Here is a 16050-nt window from a genome sequence, read left to right on the forward strand (position 1 = left end):
TGCGGCTGAATCGCACGTCCGCGAGCCGGCATGAACCTCTACGAGACCTGCGTCCGTGGCGCCTTGCGCGCCTACAAGCTGACGCTTTCGCCCCTGATCGGGCGCCAGTGCCGGTTTCTTCCGACCTGTTCGGAGTACGCGGCCCAGGCCCTGATCCTGCACGGCCCCGTTCGCGGCTCCTGGCTTGCGACCCGGCGGTTGTGCCGCTGTCACCCCTGGGGAGCTTCGGGCTACGACCCGGTCCCCCAACCGCGCGACAAGGCCCCGGATGGAAATGGGCCGGCCTCGCGGACATGGACATGTGAGACATGATCGACCTGATTTTCCCCGATGGTTCCCAGCGCCAGTTCGACGACGGCGTGACGGGACGTGACGTCGCCGCCTCCATCGCCAAGTCGCTGGAGAAGAAGGCCGTGCTCGTGAAGCTCGACGGCGAGCTGCGCGACCTCGACCGCCCGCTCGAAAAGGGCGGCGCCTTCGAGATCCTCACGCGCGAGAGCCCCGAGAGCCTCGAGACCATCCGCCACGACGCCAGCCACATCATGGCCGAGGCGGTGCAGGAGCTGTTCCCCGGCACCCAGGTCACGATCGGCCCGGCCATCGACGACGGCTTCTACTACGACTTCGCGCGCGACACGCCGTTCAGCCTGGACGACCTGGCGACGATCGAACAGCGCATGAAGGAGATCGTCGACCGCGACGAGAAGATCGTCCGCGAGGTCTGGGACCGCGCCGAGGCGATCGAACACTTCAAGTCGATCGGCGAGGCCTACAAGGCCGAGATCATCTCCGACCTGCCGGAAGGCGAGACGATCACCGTCTATCGCCAAGGGAACTGGAAGGACCTGTGCCTCGGGCCGCACCTGCCGTCGACCAAGTCGGTGGGCAAGGCCTTCAAGCTGATGAAGCTGGCCGGCGCCTACTGGCGCGGCGACCATCGCAACGCCCAGCTGCAGCGCATCTACGGCACGGCCTGGGCCAGCGAGGCCGACCTGGAAGCGCACTTGAAGCGCCTTGAGGAAGCCGAACGCCGCGACCACCGCAAGATCGGCCGCGCCATGGACCTCTTCCACCTGCAGGAAGAGGCCAAGGGCATGATCTTCTGGCACCCCAAGGGCTGGACGCTCTACCGCACGGTCGAGGCCTATATGCGCCGCCGCCTAGACAGCGACGGCTATGTCGAGGTCAAGGCGCCCCAGATCATGGACCGGGCCCTCTGGGAGAAGTCCGGTCACTGGGAGAAGTTCGGCGCGAACATGTTCACGTGCGAAACGACGGAAGGCGAAGAGCTGGCCGTCAAGCCGATGAACTGCCCAGGCCACGTCCAGATCTTCAACTTCGGCCAGAAGTCCTATCGCGACCTGCCGCTGCGCATGGCCGAGTTCGGGGCCTGCCACCGCTTCGAGCCGTCCGGCGCCCTCCACGGGATTATGCGCCTGCGGGCTTTCACCCAGGACGACGCCCACATCTTCTGCCGCGAGGACCAGATCGAAGAGGAGACGACGAAGTTCGTGCGCCTGCTCAACTCGGTCTACGCCGACTTCGGCCTGGAGCTGCACAGCGTGAAGCTCGCCTTGCGTCCGGATCTGCGCGCCGGCACCGACGAGGTCTGGGACGTCGCCGAGGACAAGCTCGATCGCGCCGCCCGCCAGGCGGTGAACATGGGGGTCGAGCGGTTGCCAGGCGAAGGCGCCTTCTACGGTCCGAAGCTCGAGTTCCACCTGTCCGACGCCATCGGCCGGACGTGGCAGTGCGGCACGCTGCAGCTCGATTTCGTGCTGCCCGAACGGCTCGACGCCGAGTACGTGGTTGAGGACGGCTCCAAGCAGCGCCCGGTCATGCTGCACCGCGCGATCTGCGGCTCGATGGAGCGTTTCATCGGCGTGGTGATCGAAAACTATGCAGGCGCGTTCCCGCTGTGGCTGGCGCCGACGCAGGTGGTTGTCGCCACAATTACGTCAGACGCCGATGATTATGCCTTGAGGGTGGCTCAAGAATTGAGCGCCGCCGGTCTCCGGGTTGATACGGATCTGCGGAACGAAAAAATCAACTACAAGATCCGTGAACACAGTCTCGCGAAGGCTCCGATCATCGCGGTGGTCGGCCGGCGAGAAGCTGAGGAAGGCAAGGTCGCCTTGAGGCGCTTGGGCTCAGACGGACAGTCCATTCTTTCGCTGGATGAGGCGGTCAATAAACTTGCCTTAGAGGCGAGTCCGCCGGATGTTGCACGTCAGGCTGTGCTTCGGGGTGCTTCGCCGGAGCAGGGCGCGGTCGGGGTTTGGGAGGCTGGATGAACGGCATCGCCGCACCGATCGTTGCTTACGAACCCGCGCCGACTCAGGACTTCCTGAAGCCGCACCGCAAAGTGTCCGTCGTCATGGTCGTCTACATGACCGGCGAGGCGCTGCAGCAGAGCATTGAATGCGTGCTCGCCGACCCGCTGGTCGACGAGCTCGTGATCGTGGACAACGGTTCGACCCGCATGGAGGCGGCGCGCCTGAAGCGCCTGTCCGAAAGCGACAAGCGCGTGCGGCTGATCACCGGCCATGGCAACGTCGGCTTCGCCCGCGGCGCCAATCTCGGCGCTCGCGGCGCAGCCGGCGACACCATCGTCTTCCTCAATCCTGACGCCTTTCTGCAGCCCGGCTGCATCGCCGAGCTCGTTCGGGCCATCGACGGCCGTCCGGTCCCGACCCTGGTCGGCGGCCGGGTGCTCAACGCCGACCGGACCGAACAGCGCGGCGCGCGCCGCGGCGACATCACCCCGGTCAGCGCGCTGATGAGCCTAAGCCATCTGTCGCGGAAGATCCCCGCCTGGCGCCGCTACGAGGTGCATTGGGAAGCCGAGGCCGCGCCGGAAGCCGTGATCGCCGTACCGACCATCTCAGGCGCCTGCTTCTGCATGCGCCGCGAGGACTTCGACACCGTCCAGGGCTTCGACGAGGGCTATTTCCTGCACGTCGAGGACGTCGACCTCTGCTGGCGCGTGCGCCAGACCGGCGGCGAGGTGCTGTTCCAGCCCAAGGCCGAGGTGATTCATCTTGGCCATACGAGCCACGCCAGTCCGCTGCGCGTCGAGTTCCACAAGGGCGTCGGCCTCGCCCGTTACTTCCGCAAACGTGCCGAGAGCTTCGGCGAGCGCGTGCTCGCCTTGATCCTGTCCCCGATCATCGTCTGCACCGCCATCGCCCGCCCGGTGATGTGGCGGATCCGCGGCCGCACGGCCTAGGCCGGAAACACGCCCGCCCGGCTGACGGAGGCGGCGATCGGCTTGTCCAGCAGACCCGACATCCACTTGGCCGTCTCGATCAGCGCGCCGATGTCGTAACCGGTCTCGAACCCGGCCCGCTCCAGCATGTAGACCAGATCCTCGGTTCCGATGTTGCCGGTCGCGGCCGGCGCGAAGGGGCAGCCTCCCAGGCCGCCGCAGCTGGCGTCCAGGATGTCGACCCCCGCCTCAACCCCGGCGAAGGCGTTGGCGAGGCCCGTGTTGCGGGTGTCGTGGAAATGCAGCCGCAGCGGGATGTCGCCGATAACCTTTTTCACCGCCTCGACCCGGTCGCGGACCATCCAGGGGTCGGCGACGCCGATGGTGTCGGCCAGGGCGATCTCGTCGACCTTGGCGTCCGCCGCCTCGCGCGCCAGCCAGACTACGCGGTCCTGCGGCACCTCGCCGTCGAACGGACAGCCGAACGCGGTCGAGAAAGTCACCGAGATCGGAGGGCCCCCTTCGGTCTTTTGGCGCGCGGCGATGGCGTGCATCGCCTCGATCTGCTCGGCGACGTTGGCGCCCTGGTTGCGGATCCCGAAGCCGTCGGATGAACACACGACGACATTTGCCTCGTCGCAACCGGTCGCCACCGCACGCTCCCAGCCGCGCATGTTCAGCACCAGGCCGATGCGTGAGAGACCCGACCCCGCGGGCAGGGAGGCCATGATCTCCTCAGCGCCCGCCATCTGCGGCACGCGGTTTGGATTGACGAAGGACACGACCTCCATCCGCTTGGCGCCGGCCGCTTGCAGCCGGCGGATGAAGTCGAGCTTCTGATCGACCTCAAGGATGGACTTCTCGTTCTGCAGCCCGTCGCGCGGACCGACTTCGACGATTTCGATGAACCGGCTCATGGGGACTCAGATGGGGCTGGGGCGTAGATGCGTAAAGTCGTTTCGTCGCCGTTGGAGTAGTTGAGGCCGCCGACCTTGCCGATCTCGCGGACTTTCAGGCCGCGGGCCTTGAGCTCGGCCTCGAAGGCACCCTGTTCGCGGCCCTCGACCACCGCGGGCCGCTGGTCGGCGATGGCCTCGATGGCCTCGGGAACGTCGCCGAGGTCGGTCGGCGTGCCGAGCGCGAACACCAGGCTGGGTTCGGCGTAGCCGGCGACCGCGACCGGCGCGGGCGTGAAGCCTTGCCGCGGCAGCAGGCGAGCCTGTTCCAGCACCTTCTCGGTTCGCTGAGACAGCCACAGCGGCTCCAGGCGCGGGGCGAAGGCGGCCGCGAAGGCGCCGTGGCCGAGGATGGTCAGGGCGCCGGCCCCGACGATGGCCTTCAGGGCCTCTCCTCGCCGGAGCAGATAGGCGCCACTCAGGCCGGCGGAGGCCAGCAGCAGCGCCGTGGCGATCGTCGCCGGCAGGTCGCTCGGATCGCCGTACTCGCCGTAGAGGTAAAAGATGGCCGCGGCGAACACGACGCCGACCAGGGCCGACAGCACGACGCCGATCCACTTGGCGACCTTTCCGACCGGCGGGCGCATCACCGCCGCGGCCATCAGCCAGGCGAACGCGCCGTAGGTCGGCAGCGTGTAGTGAACGAGCTTGGTTGGGGTGGCCTCGAACACGATGAAGGCCGGGATCAGCCAGCACAGCGCGAAGCGCACGCCTGGCTCCTTGCGCGCCCGCCAGCCAAGCGCCAGAGCCGCCGGCAGCAGCAGCGCGCCCGGGAAGATCAGCAGCGGGGTCAGCAGGGTGTGATAGCCGGGCGGGGCGCCGTGGCTTTCCTGGCCCCCGACCAGCTTGGGCGCGAAATCGGCGCCGAAAGCGGTGGTCCAGAAGCCGCCGTCGGTGGCGACTGTCACGGCCGCGGCCCACGGACCAACTATGGCGGCCATCAGGATCAGGCCCCAGCTCCAGCCCAGCCCCTTCAGCCAGGCGCCCTTGCGGTCCCAGGCCCACAGCGACAGCGCTGTCAGGGTGACGACCATAAGCCCCACCGGCCCCTTGACCAGCATCGACAGGGAAAGGCCGAGCCAGAACAGCAACCGCGTGATCCGCCCCGCCGGCGGTCCGTCGCGTGAGGCGGCGTAGATCCGGGCCAAAGCGGCCAACGCCAGGGTGGTAGTCCCAGCTAGCACCGCATCGGTCTTGGCGATGAAGGCCTCGGTCGAGAGCAGGAAGGTCGATCCGAGGATCGCGCCGGCCAGCAGACCGGTCGGCCCGCCGAAGAACACCGAGGCGCCCCAGGCGCAGGCGGCCGCGGCCAACATCGCGCCGAGCAATGAGGGGAGCCGATAGGCCCAGATGTCGCGGTCCTCGACCTCGGAGGTCAGCGCCACGCTGGCCGCCTGCATCCAGTGGATTCCGACCGGCTTCTTGAACCGTGGCTGGTCCTGGAACTGGATGACGACAAAGTCGCCGGTCTCCAGCATCTGCGCCGTGGCCTGGGCGAACCGGCTCTCGTCGCGGTCCAGCGGGGGCATGGCGAAGACGCCGGGCAGGCCGGCGAGCATGGCGATCAGGGCGGCGAAGGCCGGCGCACGCCAGCCCTCGCTGAATCGGTCCAGATAGGCCTGTAGACTCATGGCAGCGTTGATAGCATCCGCGCGGCGATTTTTCCGCTATGAGGGGCCATGGCCAAATCAACGCCCGACATTTCCGTGGTCGTCCCCGTTTTCGACGAGGAAGGCGCGGCGCCGGATCTCGCACGTGAGATCGCCGCCGCCTTCGCCGGCCGCGACTATGAAATGATCTTCGTCGACGACAAGAGCCGCGACGGCACGCGCGCTGCGCTGAGCGCGCTGAAGGCCGAGATCCCGCAACTGCGGTTGCTGAGCCACACGAGCAACTCCGGACAGAGTCGCTCGATCCGCACGGGCATCCTGGCGGCGCGCGGCGACGTGATCGTGACCCTGGACGGAGACGGCCAGAACGACCCGGCCGACGGCCCGGGTCTGGTCGACGCGCTAAATGCTGGCCCCGCCGATCTGGTCCTGGTCGGCGGCGAGCGGGTCAAGCGCCAGGACAGCGCCGCCAAGAAGTTCGCCTCGCGCTTCGGCAACGGCGTGCGCAAGAAGCTGCTCAAGGACACCGCCAACGACACCGGCTGCGGGCTCAAGGCGTTCCGGCGCGAGGCCTTTCTGCGCTTGCCTTACTTCGATCACATCCACCGCTACCTGCCGGCGCTGATGCTGCGCGAGGGCTATCAGGTGTCGTTCCGCCCTGTGAACCATCGCCATCGCCAGACCGGTCAGTCGAAGTACACGAACCTCGGCCGACTCTGGGCCTCGCTCTCGGATCTGTTCGGCGTGATGTGGCTGCAGTCTCGCTCGCGGCTGCCCGGCCGCGTGGAAGAGCTCTGAGGCCGAGCGCTTGTCGCGCCTGGAGAAGCAGCGGAAGCTCCTGCTCGATCCCGAAGGGGGAGGGGTTTCGATGTTCGCCGCCGTGCCGCTGCTGGCCCTGCCCGTGCTCGCCTACAACATCGTCGTGCTGACCCTGGCTGGCGGCTTCGGCTCGCAGGAAGCGACCATCCGGATGACCGAGCCGCTGTTCACGATCGCGATGAACTCGGCGGCCGAATGGCCGGTGACGCTAGGCGATCTGCTGCTGCTGGCCGGCCTGATCGTGCTGTTCATCGAGCTGCTCAAGTCGACGACCAGCCGGCGGACGGCGATCGTCAATCACGCGCTCTCGATGCTGCTGTTTGTCGGCTGCCTGGTAGAGTTCCTGCTGGCGCCGGCTTTCGCGACCTCGGCCTTCTTTCTACTGACCGTGATGGTGCTGTTGGACGTGCTGGCCGGGTTCATCGTCACCATCGTCTCGGCGCGCCGCGACGTCGACTTCGGCCAGGGCGACTACTAGGCCTCAGGTCAGGGCGGAGAAGATCAGGGTGACGACGGCCAGATCGAAGAAGCGGGTGGCGATGGCGAACATGGGAGTCCCGTCGGCGATGGATTCACTCCCGGTTAAGCAAGACCGGCGCCAAGCCGGGCGCGGCTGATGGCGCTGTTCTTCGATCGCCAGTGGTTCGAGGAAAAGCTCGCCGAACGCGAGCTCAATCAACGCATTCTCGCGGCGGCGGCCGGCATGAGCGAGGCCGAGCTGGCCCTGGCGTTCAAGGACCAGCGGGAACTTTCAGCCGAGGAGGTAGGCATTTTCGCCGACCTGCTGGGCGTGCCGGCCGCCGAGATCGCCGACCGTGCGGGAATATCGACGCCCGTGCCCGGGCAGGGCGACCTGACCGGCCGCCTGCTGGCGCTGGAAAAGAAGGTGGCGGCGCTGGAAGCCGAGATCGCCCGGCTGAAGGGGCGCTAGACCTCGGTCTTGGCCGTGCGGCCCTTGGGCGAGCGGCGGTCGGCCGAGCCCGAGTACTCGATCTTGTTGTAGAGCGTTCGGGCGCTGTCGAGGGTTTCCTTGCCGCCGCGCAGGCCGCGCCTCTGACCGTCCTGGCCGAGCATGTGGGCGGCGAAGGCCGCTTCCGGTTGCGCGGCTACGCCGGACGGCGCGGGAGGCGGCGGCGGCTCGTAGACCGCCGGCACGCTGCGATCCGTCGATTCGCCCCGCGCGGCGTTGTCGGAGCGCTTGACGCGCCGCGGCGCGTTCGGCCTGCGGATGGGATCGATGGGGGAAGTCATGCCCTGAGCCTAGCCGACCGGGGGTTAAGCTAGCGTTTGGCGAGCTTTTCGATCTGCGCCTGCATCTCGGCCATTTGTTTCTTCAGGGCGTCGAGCGTCTCGTCGGACGCCGGCGGCGCGGCCGCGGCGGGTTTGGCGGCAGGCGCGGGTTCGTCCTGCGGGCGGGTGTAGGCGAAGGGCGAGAACATCTTCATCGCCCGGTCGAACATGGCCAGGTTCTGGCGGATCTGGTCCTCGTAGGCCCCGCCCAATCCCGAGCCGAGTCCCGACCCTTGGCCGATGCTGGCGAACTGGGCGCGCATGCGCTCCTGCTGCTCGGCGAACGTCGCGAGCGACAGCTCCAAATAGCTCGGCAGGAAAGCCTGCATCGAGTTGCCGTAGAACCCGATCAGCTGGCGCAGGAACTGGATGGGCAACAAATTCTGCCCCTCGCGGCTCTCTTCCTCGAAGATGATCTGCGTAAGGACGGTGCGGGTGATGTCCTCGTTGGTCTTGGCGTCGTAGACGACGAAGTCCACGCCCTGTTTCACCATGTCGGACAGGTGCTCAAGCGTGACGTACGAGGACGAGGCGGTGTTATAGAGCCGCCGGTTGGCGTACTTCTTGATGACGACGCGGCCGTCGTCGGATCCCTGGGCGTCAGCCATCCCACAGTCCTTCATCTGCCCGCCCCCGGCGGCGGATTCTCATTCTTGCACCGCAGTATCGCGGATGCGAGCGCGTTCCGAAAGTGCCGCGCCGATTAGGCGAGTCGGTTTGCGCCCTTGCCCAAGCTCCGCCCTTTATCGATAGATGAAAACCTCAAATGAGCTGAGGAGCCCTCCCATGAGCGACGTCGTCATCGTCTCGGCCGTCCGCACCCCTGTCGGATCGTTCAATGGAGCGCTGTCCAGCCTCCCCGCCCATGAGCTCGGCAAGGTGGCGATCACCGCCGCGGTCGAGCGGGCGGGCATCGCCCCGGCCGATGTCGGCGAGGTGATCATGGGCCAGGTGCTGCAGGCCGGCGCCGGTCAGGGCCCCGCGCGCCAAGCGGCGGTCAACGCCGGCATCCCGGTGGAAAGCCCGGCCTGGAGCCTCAACCAGCTTTGCGGCTCGGGCCTGCGCGCGGTCGCCCTGGGCGCCCAGCAGATCGCCGACGGCTCGGCCGCCATCGTCATCGCCGGCGGCCAGGAAAGCATGAGCCAAGCGCCTCACGCCCAGCAGTTGCGCTCGGGCCAGAAGATGGGCGACTTGGCCCTGGTCGACACCATGATCAAGGACGGCCTCTGGGACGCCTTCCACGGCTACCACATGGGCCAGACGGCCGAGAACATCGCCGCCCGCTGGCAGATCACCCGCGAGGAGCAGGACAAGTTCGCCGTGGCCAGCCAGAACAAGGCCGAGGCCGCTCAGAAGGCTGGCAAGTTCGTCGACGAGATTGCGCCGGTCACCATCAAGGGCCGCAAGGGCGATACCGTCGTCGATCAGGACGAGTACATCCGCCACGGTGCGACGCTGGAGAGCGTGGCGGGCCTGCGTCCGGCCTTCGCCAAGGACGGCTCGGTCACCGCCGCTAACGCCTCGGGCCTCAACGACGGCGCCGCCGCGCTGGTGCTGATGAGCGCCGAGGAGGCCGCCAAGCGCGGCCTGAAGCCGCTGGCGCGCATCGCCTCCTGGGCCAATGCCGGGGTCGAGCCGGAGATCATGGGCACGGGCCCGATCCCTGCCAGCCGCAAGGCGCTGGAAAAGGCCGGCTGGAGCGTGGCCGACCTGGATCTGGTCGAATCGAACGAGGCGTTCGCCGCGCAGTCGATCTGCGTGGTGCGCGACCTGGGCCTCGATCCGGCCAAGGTGAACGTCAATGGCGGCGCGATCGCCATCGGCCACCCGATCGGCGCCTCGGGCGCCCGCATTCTCACCACCCTTGTGCACGAAATGAAACGTTCGGGCGCCAAGAAGGGATTGGCGACGCTGTGCGTCGGCGGCGGCATGGGCGTTGCCATGTGCGTGGAGTCAGTCTGACGTTCCTGGAGCGCCGGACCAACCGGCGCCCGGTTGTTTAAGCGAGGGAGGCGAGCCCGATGGGCAGAGTTGCGTTCGTGACGGGGGGAACCCGGGGGATCGGCCGGGCGATCGTGGAGCGGCTGAAGAACGACGGGTTCGAGGTGGCGGCTGGCTATTCCGGCAACGAGGCCGCCGCCCAGGCCTGCGCGTCCGAACTGGGTGTGATGGTCGTGAAGGGTAACGTCGGCAGCTTCGAGGACTGCGGCCGGGCGGTCGAACTGGTCACCGCCGAGTTGGGACCGATCGAGGTGCTGGTGAACAACGCCGGCATCACCCGCGACGGCGTCTTCCACAAGATGACCCCCGAGCAGTGGTCCGAAGTCATCCGGGTCAACATGGACTCGGTCTTCAATATGACCCGCCACGTGATCGAGGGCATGCGGGACCGGGGCTGGGGACGGGTGATCAACATCTCGTCGATCAACGGCCAGAAGGGCCAGATGGGCCAGACCAACTATTCGGCGGCCAAGGCCGGGGTCATCGGCTTCACCAAGGCGCTGGCGCTCGAGAACGCGCGCAAGGGCGTGACCGTCAACTGCATCGCCCCCGGATACATCGACACCGAAATGGTGCAGGCGGTGCCTGAAAACGTGCTGGCCTCGATCATTGGTCAGATACCCGTCGGACGCCTCGGCAAGGGCGAAGAGATCGCCGACATGGTCGCGTTCCTGGCCGGCGAGCATGCCGGCTATGTCACCGGGTCGACATTGTCGCTGAACGGTGGCCAGTACATGGCCGGCTAAGCTTGGCGCGCGTCCAAAAAGCGCCCCACTCAAAGGGCATCTGCCTAGCTCGATGGTGAGCGAAAGACCGGCGTCAGCGTACCTGGGGCTTCTCGCCGTGGCTCTCGCCGCGGCGATAAACCTTGGCTGGGTGGTGGTCGCGCAGGCCGGACCGCAGACTCTGCGAGAGGGTCTGTTCGGAGATCGTCCCGCCCCTGGTCGTCAGGCAAGCCCGCCGATCGCCCGCTATGTCAGCGAGGACGGCGATGGCTTCGTCCTCGATCGCAGCCAGCCGCGCGTCTACATGAAGTTCGACGACAGCCCCGAAATCTGGGCGCTGCGACCGCATCCGGCGCCGCGCGGCGACGTGATCTACAAGAACGATCTGGGTGAGCCGATGTTGCGCGCGACGCGCCTCGGCGGCCTGACTCTGTTCACCGCTGATCGGCCGGGCGGGTCCCCAGCGGCCCTCACCGGCGCCGGCGGCGCCCTGCGGCTCGCGCCGCTGAGCCCGCAGGCCCTGCTTGAGAAACTGGCCCAGGCAAGCGCCCGTGCGACCCGCGCTGCGCGGCGCCTGATTCCGTTCGAGGCCGACGCCTCGCCGGCGTCTTCGGCGGTGGTCGCCGACGCCGCGGCGGTCACGGCCGAGGCCGTCGTGCGCATCTCGCGCCGCCCCGATGGCCGCAGCCTGCTGTCGCGGGTGAAAAAGGTGAAGTTGGTCGAAGGGCGGCGGCCCTCGGCGATCCTCTACGGGGAAGAGATGCGGATCACCGTCACGCCGGCCGATGGCCTCTATGGCCGTCCCTCGTCCGACCGCATCATGCAGGCGGCCGGCGGCCGCTAGGACCAGACGTGCAAAGGCCCGCCACGAAAAGGGCGGGCCTTACTCGCGTTGGCCTTTGGGGGCTAGCGCTGCGCGAGCTCCTGGGGCTTGCCGGTCAACGCCTGACGCACGGCCAACTTGTCCTGGATCTCTGCGCGGGCGCCCTTCAGGCAGGTTTGGTGGGCGGCCAGGGTGATGCGCCCGACCGTAGCGGCGCTGCAGTAGTCGGCGGCGGCCTTTGACACCCGGCGCTCCAGGGCGTGCGCGTGGCGGGCCGACCCGACGTCGATGTCCGAAACCTTAACTGCGACCGGGGCGGCCTGCGCGCCTGAGGCCAGCGCCAGGATAGGGACCGCCGCGAGGGCGATGGTGGCTACGCCGGCCAGGGTGGCGCTGAACTTGGTCATTCGAATTCTCCCAATTCGTGGGGCCTGTGTAGGCCGCCGATGGGTGTTGGATATTCCAATGATCGCTGCCTAGTCGTGTTAAACCGGAGTAATGACGAAGGTTTAAGAATATTACCGAAAGTACATGTGCATTATTACTTGGAGTTTATGCTTTCGGTAGGTGGCCCGGCCGCCTCGTCCGGACGCTGTCAGATTTACTCCGCTTGCGGCGTGGCCATACCAACCCTTAGGATTCCGCAAGAAACAGGGAGGGCGGCTTCATGGCCTTCAAGCTCAACGTAAACGGCAAGGTCTTGTCGGCGGACGTGGACGGCGACACGCCGCTCCTCTGGGTGCTTCGCGACACACTCGGCATACTGGGGCCCAAGTACGGCTGCGGCGTCGCCCAGTGCGGCGCGTGCACGGTGCATATCGACGGCGCGCCGATGCGCTCGTGTGCGATCCCGGTCGAGGGGCTGGGGCAGTCGAAGATCGTCACCATCGAAGGTGTCGGCGCCAGCGCCGTGGGCAAGAAAGTTCAGCAGGCCTGGAGCGAACTCGACGTCGCCCAATGCGGCTACTGCCAGGCCGGCCAGATCATGTCGGCGACGGCGCTGCTGGCCGAGAAGCCCAAGCCCACGGACGCCGACATCGACGAAGCGATGGCAGGCAACCTCTGCCGCTGCGCGACCTACACGCGTATTCGCGCGGCCATCAAACTGGCCTCTGGCCAGAAGACGGAGGCCTGATCATGGCGGACGGATCCCAACTCCTTTCGGCCAGCCGCCGTGACGTCCTCGCTGGCGCGGGTCTGGTGTTGTCCTTCACGGTCGCCGGCAAGGCCGGCGCGGCCGAGGCAGGCGGTGCGGGGGGCAAGCTCAACGCCTATGTCCGGGTCGCCCCCGACAACAGCGTGACCATCGTCTCCAAGAACCCGGAGGTCGGGCAGGGCGTCAAGACGATGCTGCCGATGCTGATCGCCGAGGAACTCGACGTCGACTGGAGCCAGGTGCGTACCGAGCAGGCGATGAACGACTTCGCCACCTATGGCCGCCAGTTCGCCGGCGGCAGCATGGCCACGCCGCTGCACTGGGACGAGCTGCGCCGGGTCGGCGCTGCGGCCCGGATGATGCTCGTGGCGGCCGCGGCCCAGGGTTGGGGCGTTCCGGCGACCGAGTGCACGACCGCTAGCGGCGTCGTCCACCATGCCGGCTCCAAGCGCAAGGCGACCTACGGCTCACTGGCGACCAAGGCGGCGCAGATCACGGTGCCGGACCTGAAGACCGTGCCGGTCAAGGACCCCAAGGACTACAAGATCATCGGCCAGCCGCTGCGTCAGGTCGACACCGACGCCATCGTCACGGGCAAGCCGCTGTTCGGCATCGACGTCGTCGTGCCGGGAATGCTCTACGCGACCTACGAGAAGGCGCCGGTGTTCGGGGCCAAGGTGGCCGGCGCGGACCTCGCCGCGGCCAAGGGCGTCAAGGGCGTGCGCGACGCCTTCGTGGTCGAGGGGGGCACGGCGCTCGATGGCCTGCTGCCCGGCGTGGCGGTGGTGGCCGACAGCTGGTGGGCGGCGCGCAAGGGCCGCGATCAACTGAACACCCGCTGGGTCGAACATCCGACGGCGGCGCAGTCGTCGGCCGCATTCGCCGCCAAAGCGGTCGAGCTCTCCAAGGCCGCCCCCGGCAAGACGGAGCGCAACGACGGCGACGTGGAGGCCGCCCTGAAGGGCGCGGCCAAGACGGTGGAGGCGGCCTACGCCTATCCTTTCATCTCCCACGCCAATCTCGAACCGCAGAACTGCACGGCGCACTTCAAGGACGACAAGGTCGAGATCTGGGCGCCCACCCAGAACCCGGAACCGGGCCGCCAGCTGGTCGCCAAGACCCTGGGTATCGCGCCGGAGGCGGTCTCGATCCACATGGTCCGGGGCGGCGGCGGCTTCGGCCGGCGGCTGATGAACGACTACATGGTCGAGGCGGCGTGGATCTCCAAACAGGCCGGCGCGCCGGTGAAGCTTCTCTGGACGCGTGAAGACGACATGCGCCACGATTTCTATCGCCCGGCCGGCTGGCATTTCCTGAAGGGCGGTGTGAACGCGGCTGGCGACGTCGTCGGCTGGCACGACCACTTCGTCACCCTGGGCGAGAACGGCACGGCCGCGCGCAGCGCCGGCATGTCGCCGACCGAGTTCCCGGCCCGATTTGTCCCGAACTACCGTTATGACCTGTCGATGATGCCCTGCGGGGTGCCGACCGGCCCGCTGCGCGCGCCCGGCTCGAACGCCATCGCCTTCGTCGTGCAGTCATTCATCGATGAACTGGCGCATGCCGCCGGCGCCGATCCGGTGGCCTTCCGCCTGAAGCTGCTGGGCGAAAAGCCGATGGTCGGCGATGCCCCGTCCGGCTATGCGGCCGGGCGCATGGCCGCGGTGGTCAAGCTGGCGGCCGAGAAGTCGGGATGGGGCCGGACCCTGCCCAAGGGCTCGGGCCTCGGCATCGCGTTCCATTACAGTCATCTGGGCTACTTCGCCGAGGTGGCCGAGGTGGCGGTGGCGCCCGACGGGGCCATCAAGGTGGTGAAGGTGTGGGTGGCCGCCGATGTCGGCCGCCAGATCATCAACCCGTTCGGGGCCCTGAACCAGGTCGAGGGTTCCGTGCTCGACGGTCTGTCCGGCGCGCTGCACCAGAAGATCACCATCGAGAACGGCGCCGCGGTCGAGAGCAACTTCACCGACTACGGGCTGATGCGCATCAACGAGGCCCCGCCGATCGAGACCCACTTCATCAAGTCGGACAACTCGCCGACCGGATTGGGCGAGCCGGCCCTGCCGCCGATTGTCCCTGCGTTGTGCAACGCGATCTTCGCCGCCACCGGAAAGCGCATTCGTCAGCTTCCGATAGATACGGCCATGCTCAAGAGTGGCTAAGCGCGCTCAGGTCGGTCATCATGTGTCCGGGAGGACGCGGCGGGGCTGATCTGTCGTCGTCTAGATAACAAGAACGCATCGATGACGACGACGACGGTCCGTGTACCGACCAAGCGCTTTGAGCAGCGCAAGAGCGCAATTGTGGGATCGGCCGTGGAGGTGCTCAACCGCCGCGGCGTGAGGGGTATGACGCTGGCCGACGTGGCGGCGCGGCTCGACCTCGTTCCTACGGGGGTGATCTACTACTTCAAGAACAAGGAAGACCTGGCTGCGGCCTGCTTTCTACGCGGGATCGATCGCTACAACGACCTCATCGCCCTGGCGGAGGGGGGTGAGAATGTCCGCGCCCGGGTGAAGCTGTTCCTCGACGCGTATTTCGACTATCGCGCCCAGATGCTGGCCGGACAGGCCGAACCGCTGACAGTGTTCAACGACGTTCGGGCGCTGAACAGCGCGCCGGTCAATGCCGCCTATGTCGACATGTTTCGGCGTATCCGCACGCTGCTCTCCGGACCCGAGACCCGCGCGGTGTCGCGACCGGCGCTGGGCGCGCGCGCGCTGCTGTTGATCTCGGAAGTGTTCTGGGCCCCGGTCTGGCTGCACCGCAACGACGCCGAGGACTTCGGCCGGGTGTCCAAGCGGGTATGGGCGATCACGGTCGACGGACTCGCCGCGGCAGGGGCGGCCTGGAATCCGGTGGCTCTGCCGACCCTTATTCCGAAGGGCGGCGAAGCGTCCAGCGAGCTCTTCCTGCGCGCGGCCACGCAGTTGATCAACGAGGAGGGCTATGTCGGCGCGTCGGTCGAGAAGATCAGCGCCCGGCTCAATGTCACCAAGGGCGCCTTCTATCACCACCACGAGACCAAGGATGAACTGGTGGTCGCCTGCTTCGAGCGCACGTTCGACGTCATGCGACGGGCCATCCGTCAGGCCGAGGAGGTGTCGACCACCGGGCTGCAAACCCTGGCGACGATCGCCACCGCCCTGGTCGAATATCAGTTGAATGGCAATGCGCCGCTGCTGCGCGCCTCGGCCCTGACCTCGGCGCCGGAAGCCATCCAGCCGCAGCTGGTCGCGCGTTTCGACCGCCTGTCGGACCGCTTCGCCTCGCTGATTTCCGACGGGATCGCCGACGGATCGGTGCGACCGGTGGACGTCAATGTCGGCGCCCAGATGCTGACCGCGATGATCAATGCCGCCGCCGAGCTGCACCACTGGACGCCCGGCGTCACGCCTCAGGTCGCTGCAGCGCTCTATGTGCGGCCGTTCTTCGAGGGACTGGCGCCCGAGGCGTAGACGG

The 16050-nt window shown here is 67.5% G+C and carries 17 protein-coding genes; 12 read left to right on the top strand and 5 right to left on the bottom strand.

Annotation, left to right across the window (positions count from 1 at the left end; translation table 11 throughout):
* The first annotated feature begins 30 nt into the window (after positions 1 to 30).
* From yidD to GGQ61_RS08840, 3 genes are read left to right on the top strand one after another with little or no spacing between them, the layout of a single operon-like run.
* Positions 31 to 312: a membrane protein insertion efficiency factor YidD gene (yidD, locus tag GGQ61_RS08830; protein ID WP_183771620.1), complete on the top strand. Its 282-nt coding sequence runs from the start codon at positions 31 to 33 to the stop codon at positions 310 to 312.
* A complete protein-coding gene (thrS, locus tag GGQ61_RS08835; RefSeq protein WP_183771621.1) occupies positions 309 to 2294 on the top strand; it encodes a threonine--tRNA ligase in 1986 nt (661 codons plus the stop codon). Before yidD ends, thrS begins: the two co-directional genes overlap by 4 nt.
* Positions 2291 to 3229 carry a glycosyltransferase family 2 protein gene (locus GGQ61_RS08840; RefSeq protein ID WP_183771622.1) on the top strand — a complete coding sequence of 313 codons (939 nt, stop codon included), beginning with the start codon at positions 2291 to 2293 and terminating at the stop codon, positions 3227 to 3229. Before thrS ends, GGQ61_RS08840 begins: the two co-directional genes overlap by 4 nt.
* Here GGQ61_RS08840 and GGQ61_RS08845 read toward each other — a convergent pair.
* Both GGQ61_RS08845 and GGQ61_RS08850 read right to left on the bottom strand, forming a co-directional pair.
* Positions 3226 to 4125, bottom strand: a complete 900-nt coding sequence (locus GGQ61_RS08845) for a hydroxymethylglutaryl-CoA lyase (protein WP_183771623.1) — start codon at positions 4123 to 4125, stop codon at positions 3226 to 3228. The two genes, GGQ61_RS08840 and GGQ61_RS08845, sit on opposite strands and share 4 nt — an antisense overlap.
* Positions 4122 to 5795 carry an ArnT family glycosyltransferase gene (locus tag GGQ61_RS08850; protein ID WP_183771624.1) on the bottom strand — a complete coding sequence of 558 codons (1674 nt, stop codon included), beginning with the start codon at positions 5793 to 5795 and terminating at the stop codon, positions 4122 to 4124. The genes GGQ61_RS08845 and GGQ61_RS08850 overlap by 4 nt, the downstream gene beginning before the upstream one ends.
* A 48-nt stretch (positions 5796 to 5843) precedes the next feature.
* Here GGQ61_RS08850 and GGQ61_RS08855 point away from each other — a divergent pair, with 48 nt between their 5' ends.
* The 3 genes from GGQ61_RS08855 to GGQ61_RS08865 all read left to right on the top strand — a co-directional run bounded on the left by GGQ61_RS08855 (position 5844) and on the right by GGQ61_RS08865 (position 7524).
* Positions 5844 to 6572 carry a glycosyltransferase family 2 protein gene (locus GGQ61_RS08855; protein WP_183771626.1) on the top strand — a complete coding sequence of 243 codons (729 nt, stop codon included), beginning with the start codon at positions 5844 to 5846 and terminating at the stop codon, positions 6570 to 6572.
* 70 nt (positions 6573 to 6642) lie between these two features.
* Positions 6643 to 7071: a hypothetical protein gene (locus GGQ61_RS08860; RefSeq protein ID WP_183772438.1), complete on the top strand. Its 429-nt coding sequence runs from the start codon at positions 6643 to 6645 to the stop codon at positions 7069 to 7071.
* Positions 7072 to 7209: 138 nt separating this feature from the next.
* Entirely contained in the window at positions 7210 to 7524 is a 315-nt protein-coding gene (locus tag GGQ61_RS08865; protein ID WP_183771628.1) for a DNA-binding protein, read from the top strand.
* Here the strand turns inward: GGQ61_RS08865 and GGQ61_RS08870 are convergent.
* Positions 7521 to 7844, bottom strand: a complete 324-nt coding sequence (locus GGQ61_RS08870; protein ID WP_183771630.1) for a hypothetical protein — start codon at positions 7842 to 7844, stop codon at positions 7521 to 7523. The two genes, GGQ61_RS08865 and GGQ61_RS08870, sit on opposite strands and share 4 nt — an antisense overlap.
* A 29-nt stretch (positions 7845 to 7873) precedes the next feature.
* The gene (gene phaR / locus GGQ61_RS08875) at positions 7874 to 8491 is read right to left on the bottom strand and encodes a polyhydroxyalkanoate synthesis repressor PhaR (protein WP_183771632.1); all 618 of its coding nucleotides are present in this window, start codon (positions 8489 to 8491) and stop codon (positions 7874 to 7876) included.
* A 178-nt stretch (positions 8492 to 8669) separates the two neighbouring features.
* Here phaR and GGQ61_RS08880 point away from each other — a divergent pair, with 178 nt between their 5' ends.
* The 3 genes from GGQ61_RS08880 (at position 8670) to GGQ61_RS08890 (ending at position 11453) form a co-directional block, all read left to right on the top strand.
* Positions 8670 to 9845 (top strand): acetyl-CoA C-acetyltransferase, encoded by a 1176-nt coding sequence (locus GGQ61_RS08880; RefSeq protein WP_183771633.1) that lies wholly within the window; start codon positions 8670 to 8672, stop codon positions 9843 to 9845.
* A gap of 59 nt (positions 9846 to 9904) precedes the next feature.
* A complete protein-coding gene (gene phbB, locus GGQ61_RS08885; protein WP_183771635.1) occupies positions 9905 to 10630 on the top strand; it encodes a beta-ketoacyl-ACP reductase in 726 nt (241 codons plus the stop codon).
* Positions 10631 to 10727: 97 nt separating this feature from the next.
* On the top strand, positions 10728 to 11453 hold the full coding sequence (locus tag GGQ61_RS08890; RefSeq protein WP_343056094.1) for a DUF4908 domain-containing protein: 726 nt from the start codon (positions 10728 to 10730) through the stop codon (positions 11451 to 11453).
* Positions 11454 to 11515: 62 nt separating this feature from the next.
* On the opposite strand, the gene GGQ61_RS08895 is transcribed toward GGQ61_RS08890, so the two are convergent.
* Complete coding sequence (locus GGQ61_RS08895) at positions 11516 to 11839, bottom strand: UrcA family protein (RefSeq protein ID WP_183771639.1); 324 nt, start codon at positions 11837 to 11839, stop codon at positions 11516 to 11518.
* 260 nt (positions 11840 to 12099) lie between these two features.
* Here GGQ61_RS08895 and GGQ61_RS08900 point away from each other — a divergent pair, with 260 nt between their 5' ends.
* The 3 genes from GGQ61_RS08900 (at position 12100) to GGQ61_RS08910 (ending at position 16046) form a co-directional block, all read left to right on the top strand.
* The gene (locus tag GGQ61_RS08900; protein ID WP_183771641.1) at positions 12100 to 12567 is read left to right on the top strand and encodes a (2Fe-2S)-binding protein; all 468 of its coding nucleotides are present in this window, start codon (positions 12100 to 12102) and stop codon (positions 12565 to 12567) included.
* 2 nt (positions 12568 to 12569) lie between these two features.
* A complete protein-coding gene (locus GGQ61_RS08905; RefSeq protein WP_183771643.1) occupies positions 12570 to 14750 on the top strand; it encodes a xanthine dehydrogenase family protein molybdopterin-binding subunit in 2181 nt (726 codons plus the stop codon).
* An 81-nt stretch (positions 14751 to 14831) separates the two neighbouring features.
* A complete protein-coding gene (locus tag GGQ61_RS08910) occupies positions 14832 to 16046 on the top strand; it encodes a TetR/AcrR family transcriptional regulator (RefSeq protein ID WP_183771645.1) in 1215 nt (404 codons plus the stop codon).
* Positions 16047 to 16050: the final 4 nt, after the last annotated feature.

The sequence above is a fragment of the Phenylobacterium haematophilum genome, assembly GCF_014196295.1.
Lineage (GTDB): Bacteria > Pseudomonadota > Alphaproteobacteria > Caulobacterales > Caulobacteraceae > Phenylobacterium > Phenylobacterium haematophilum.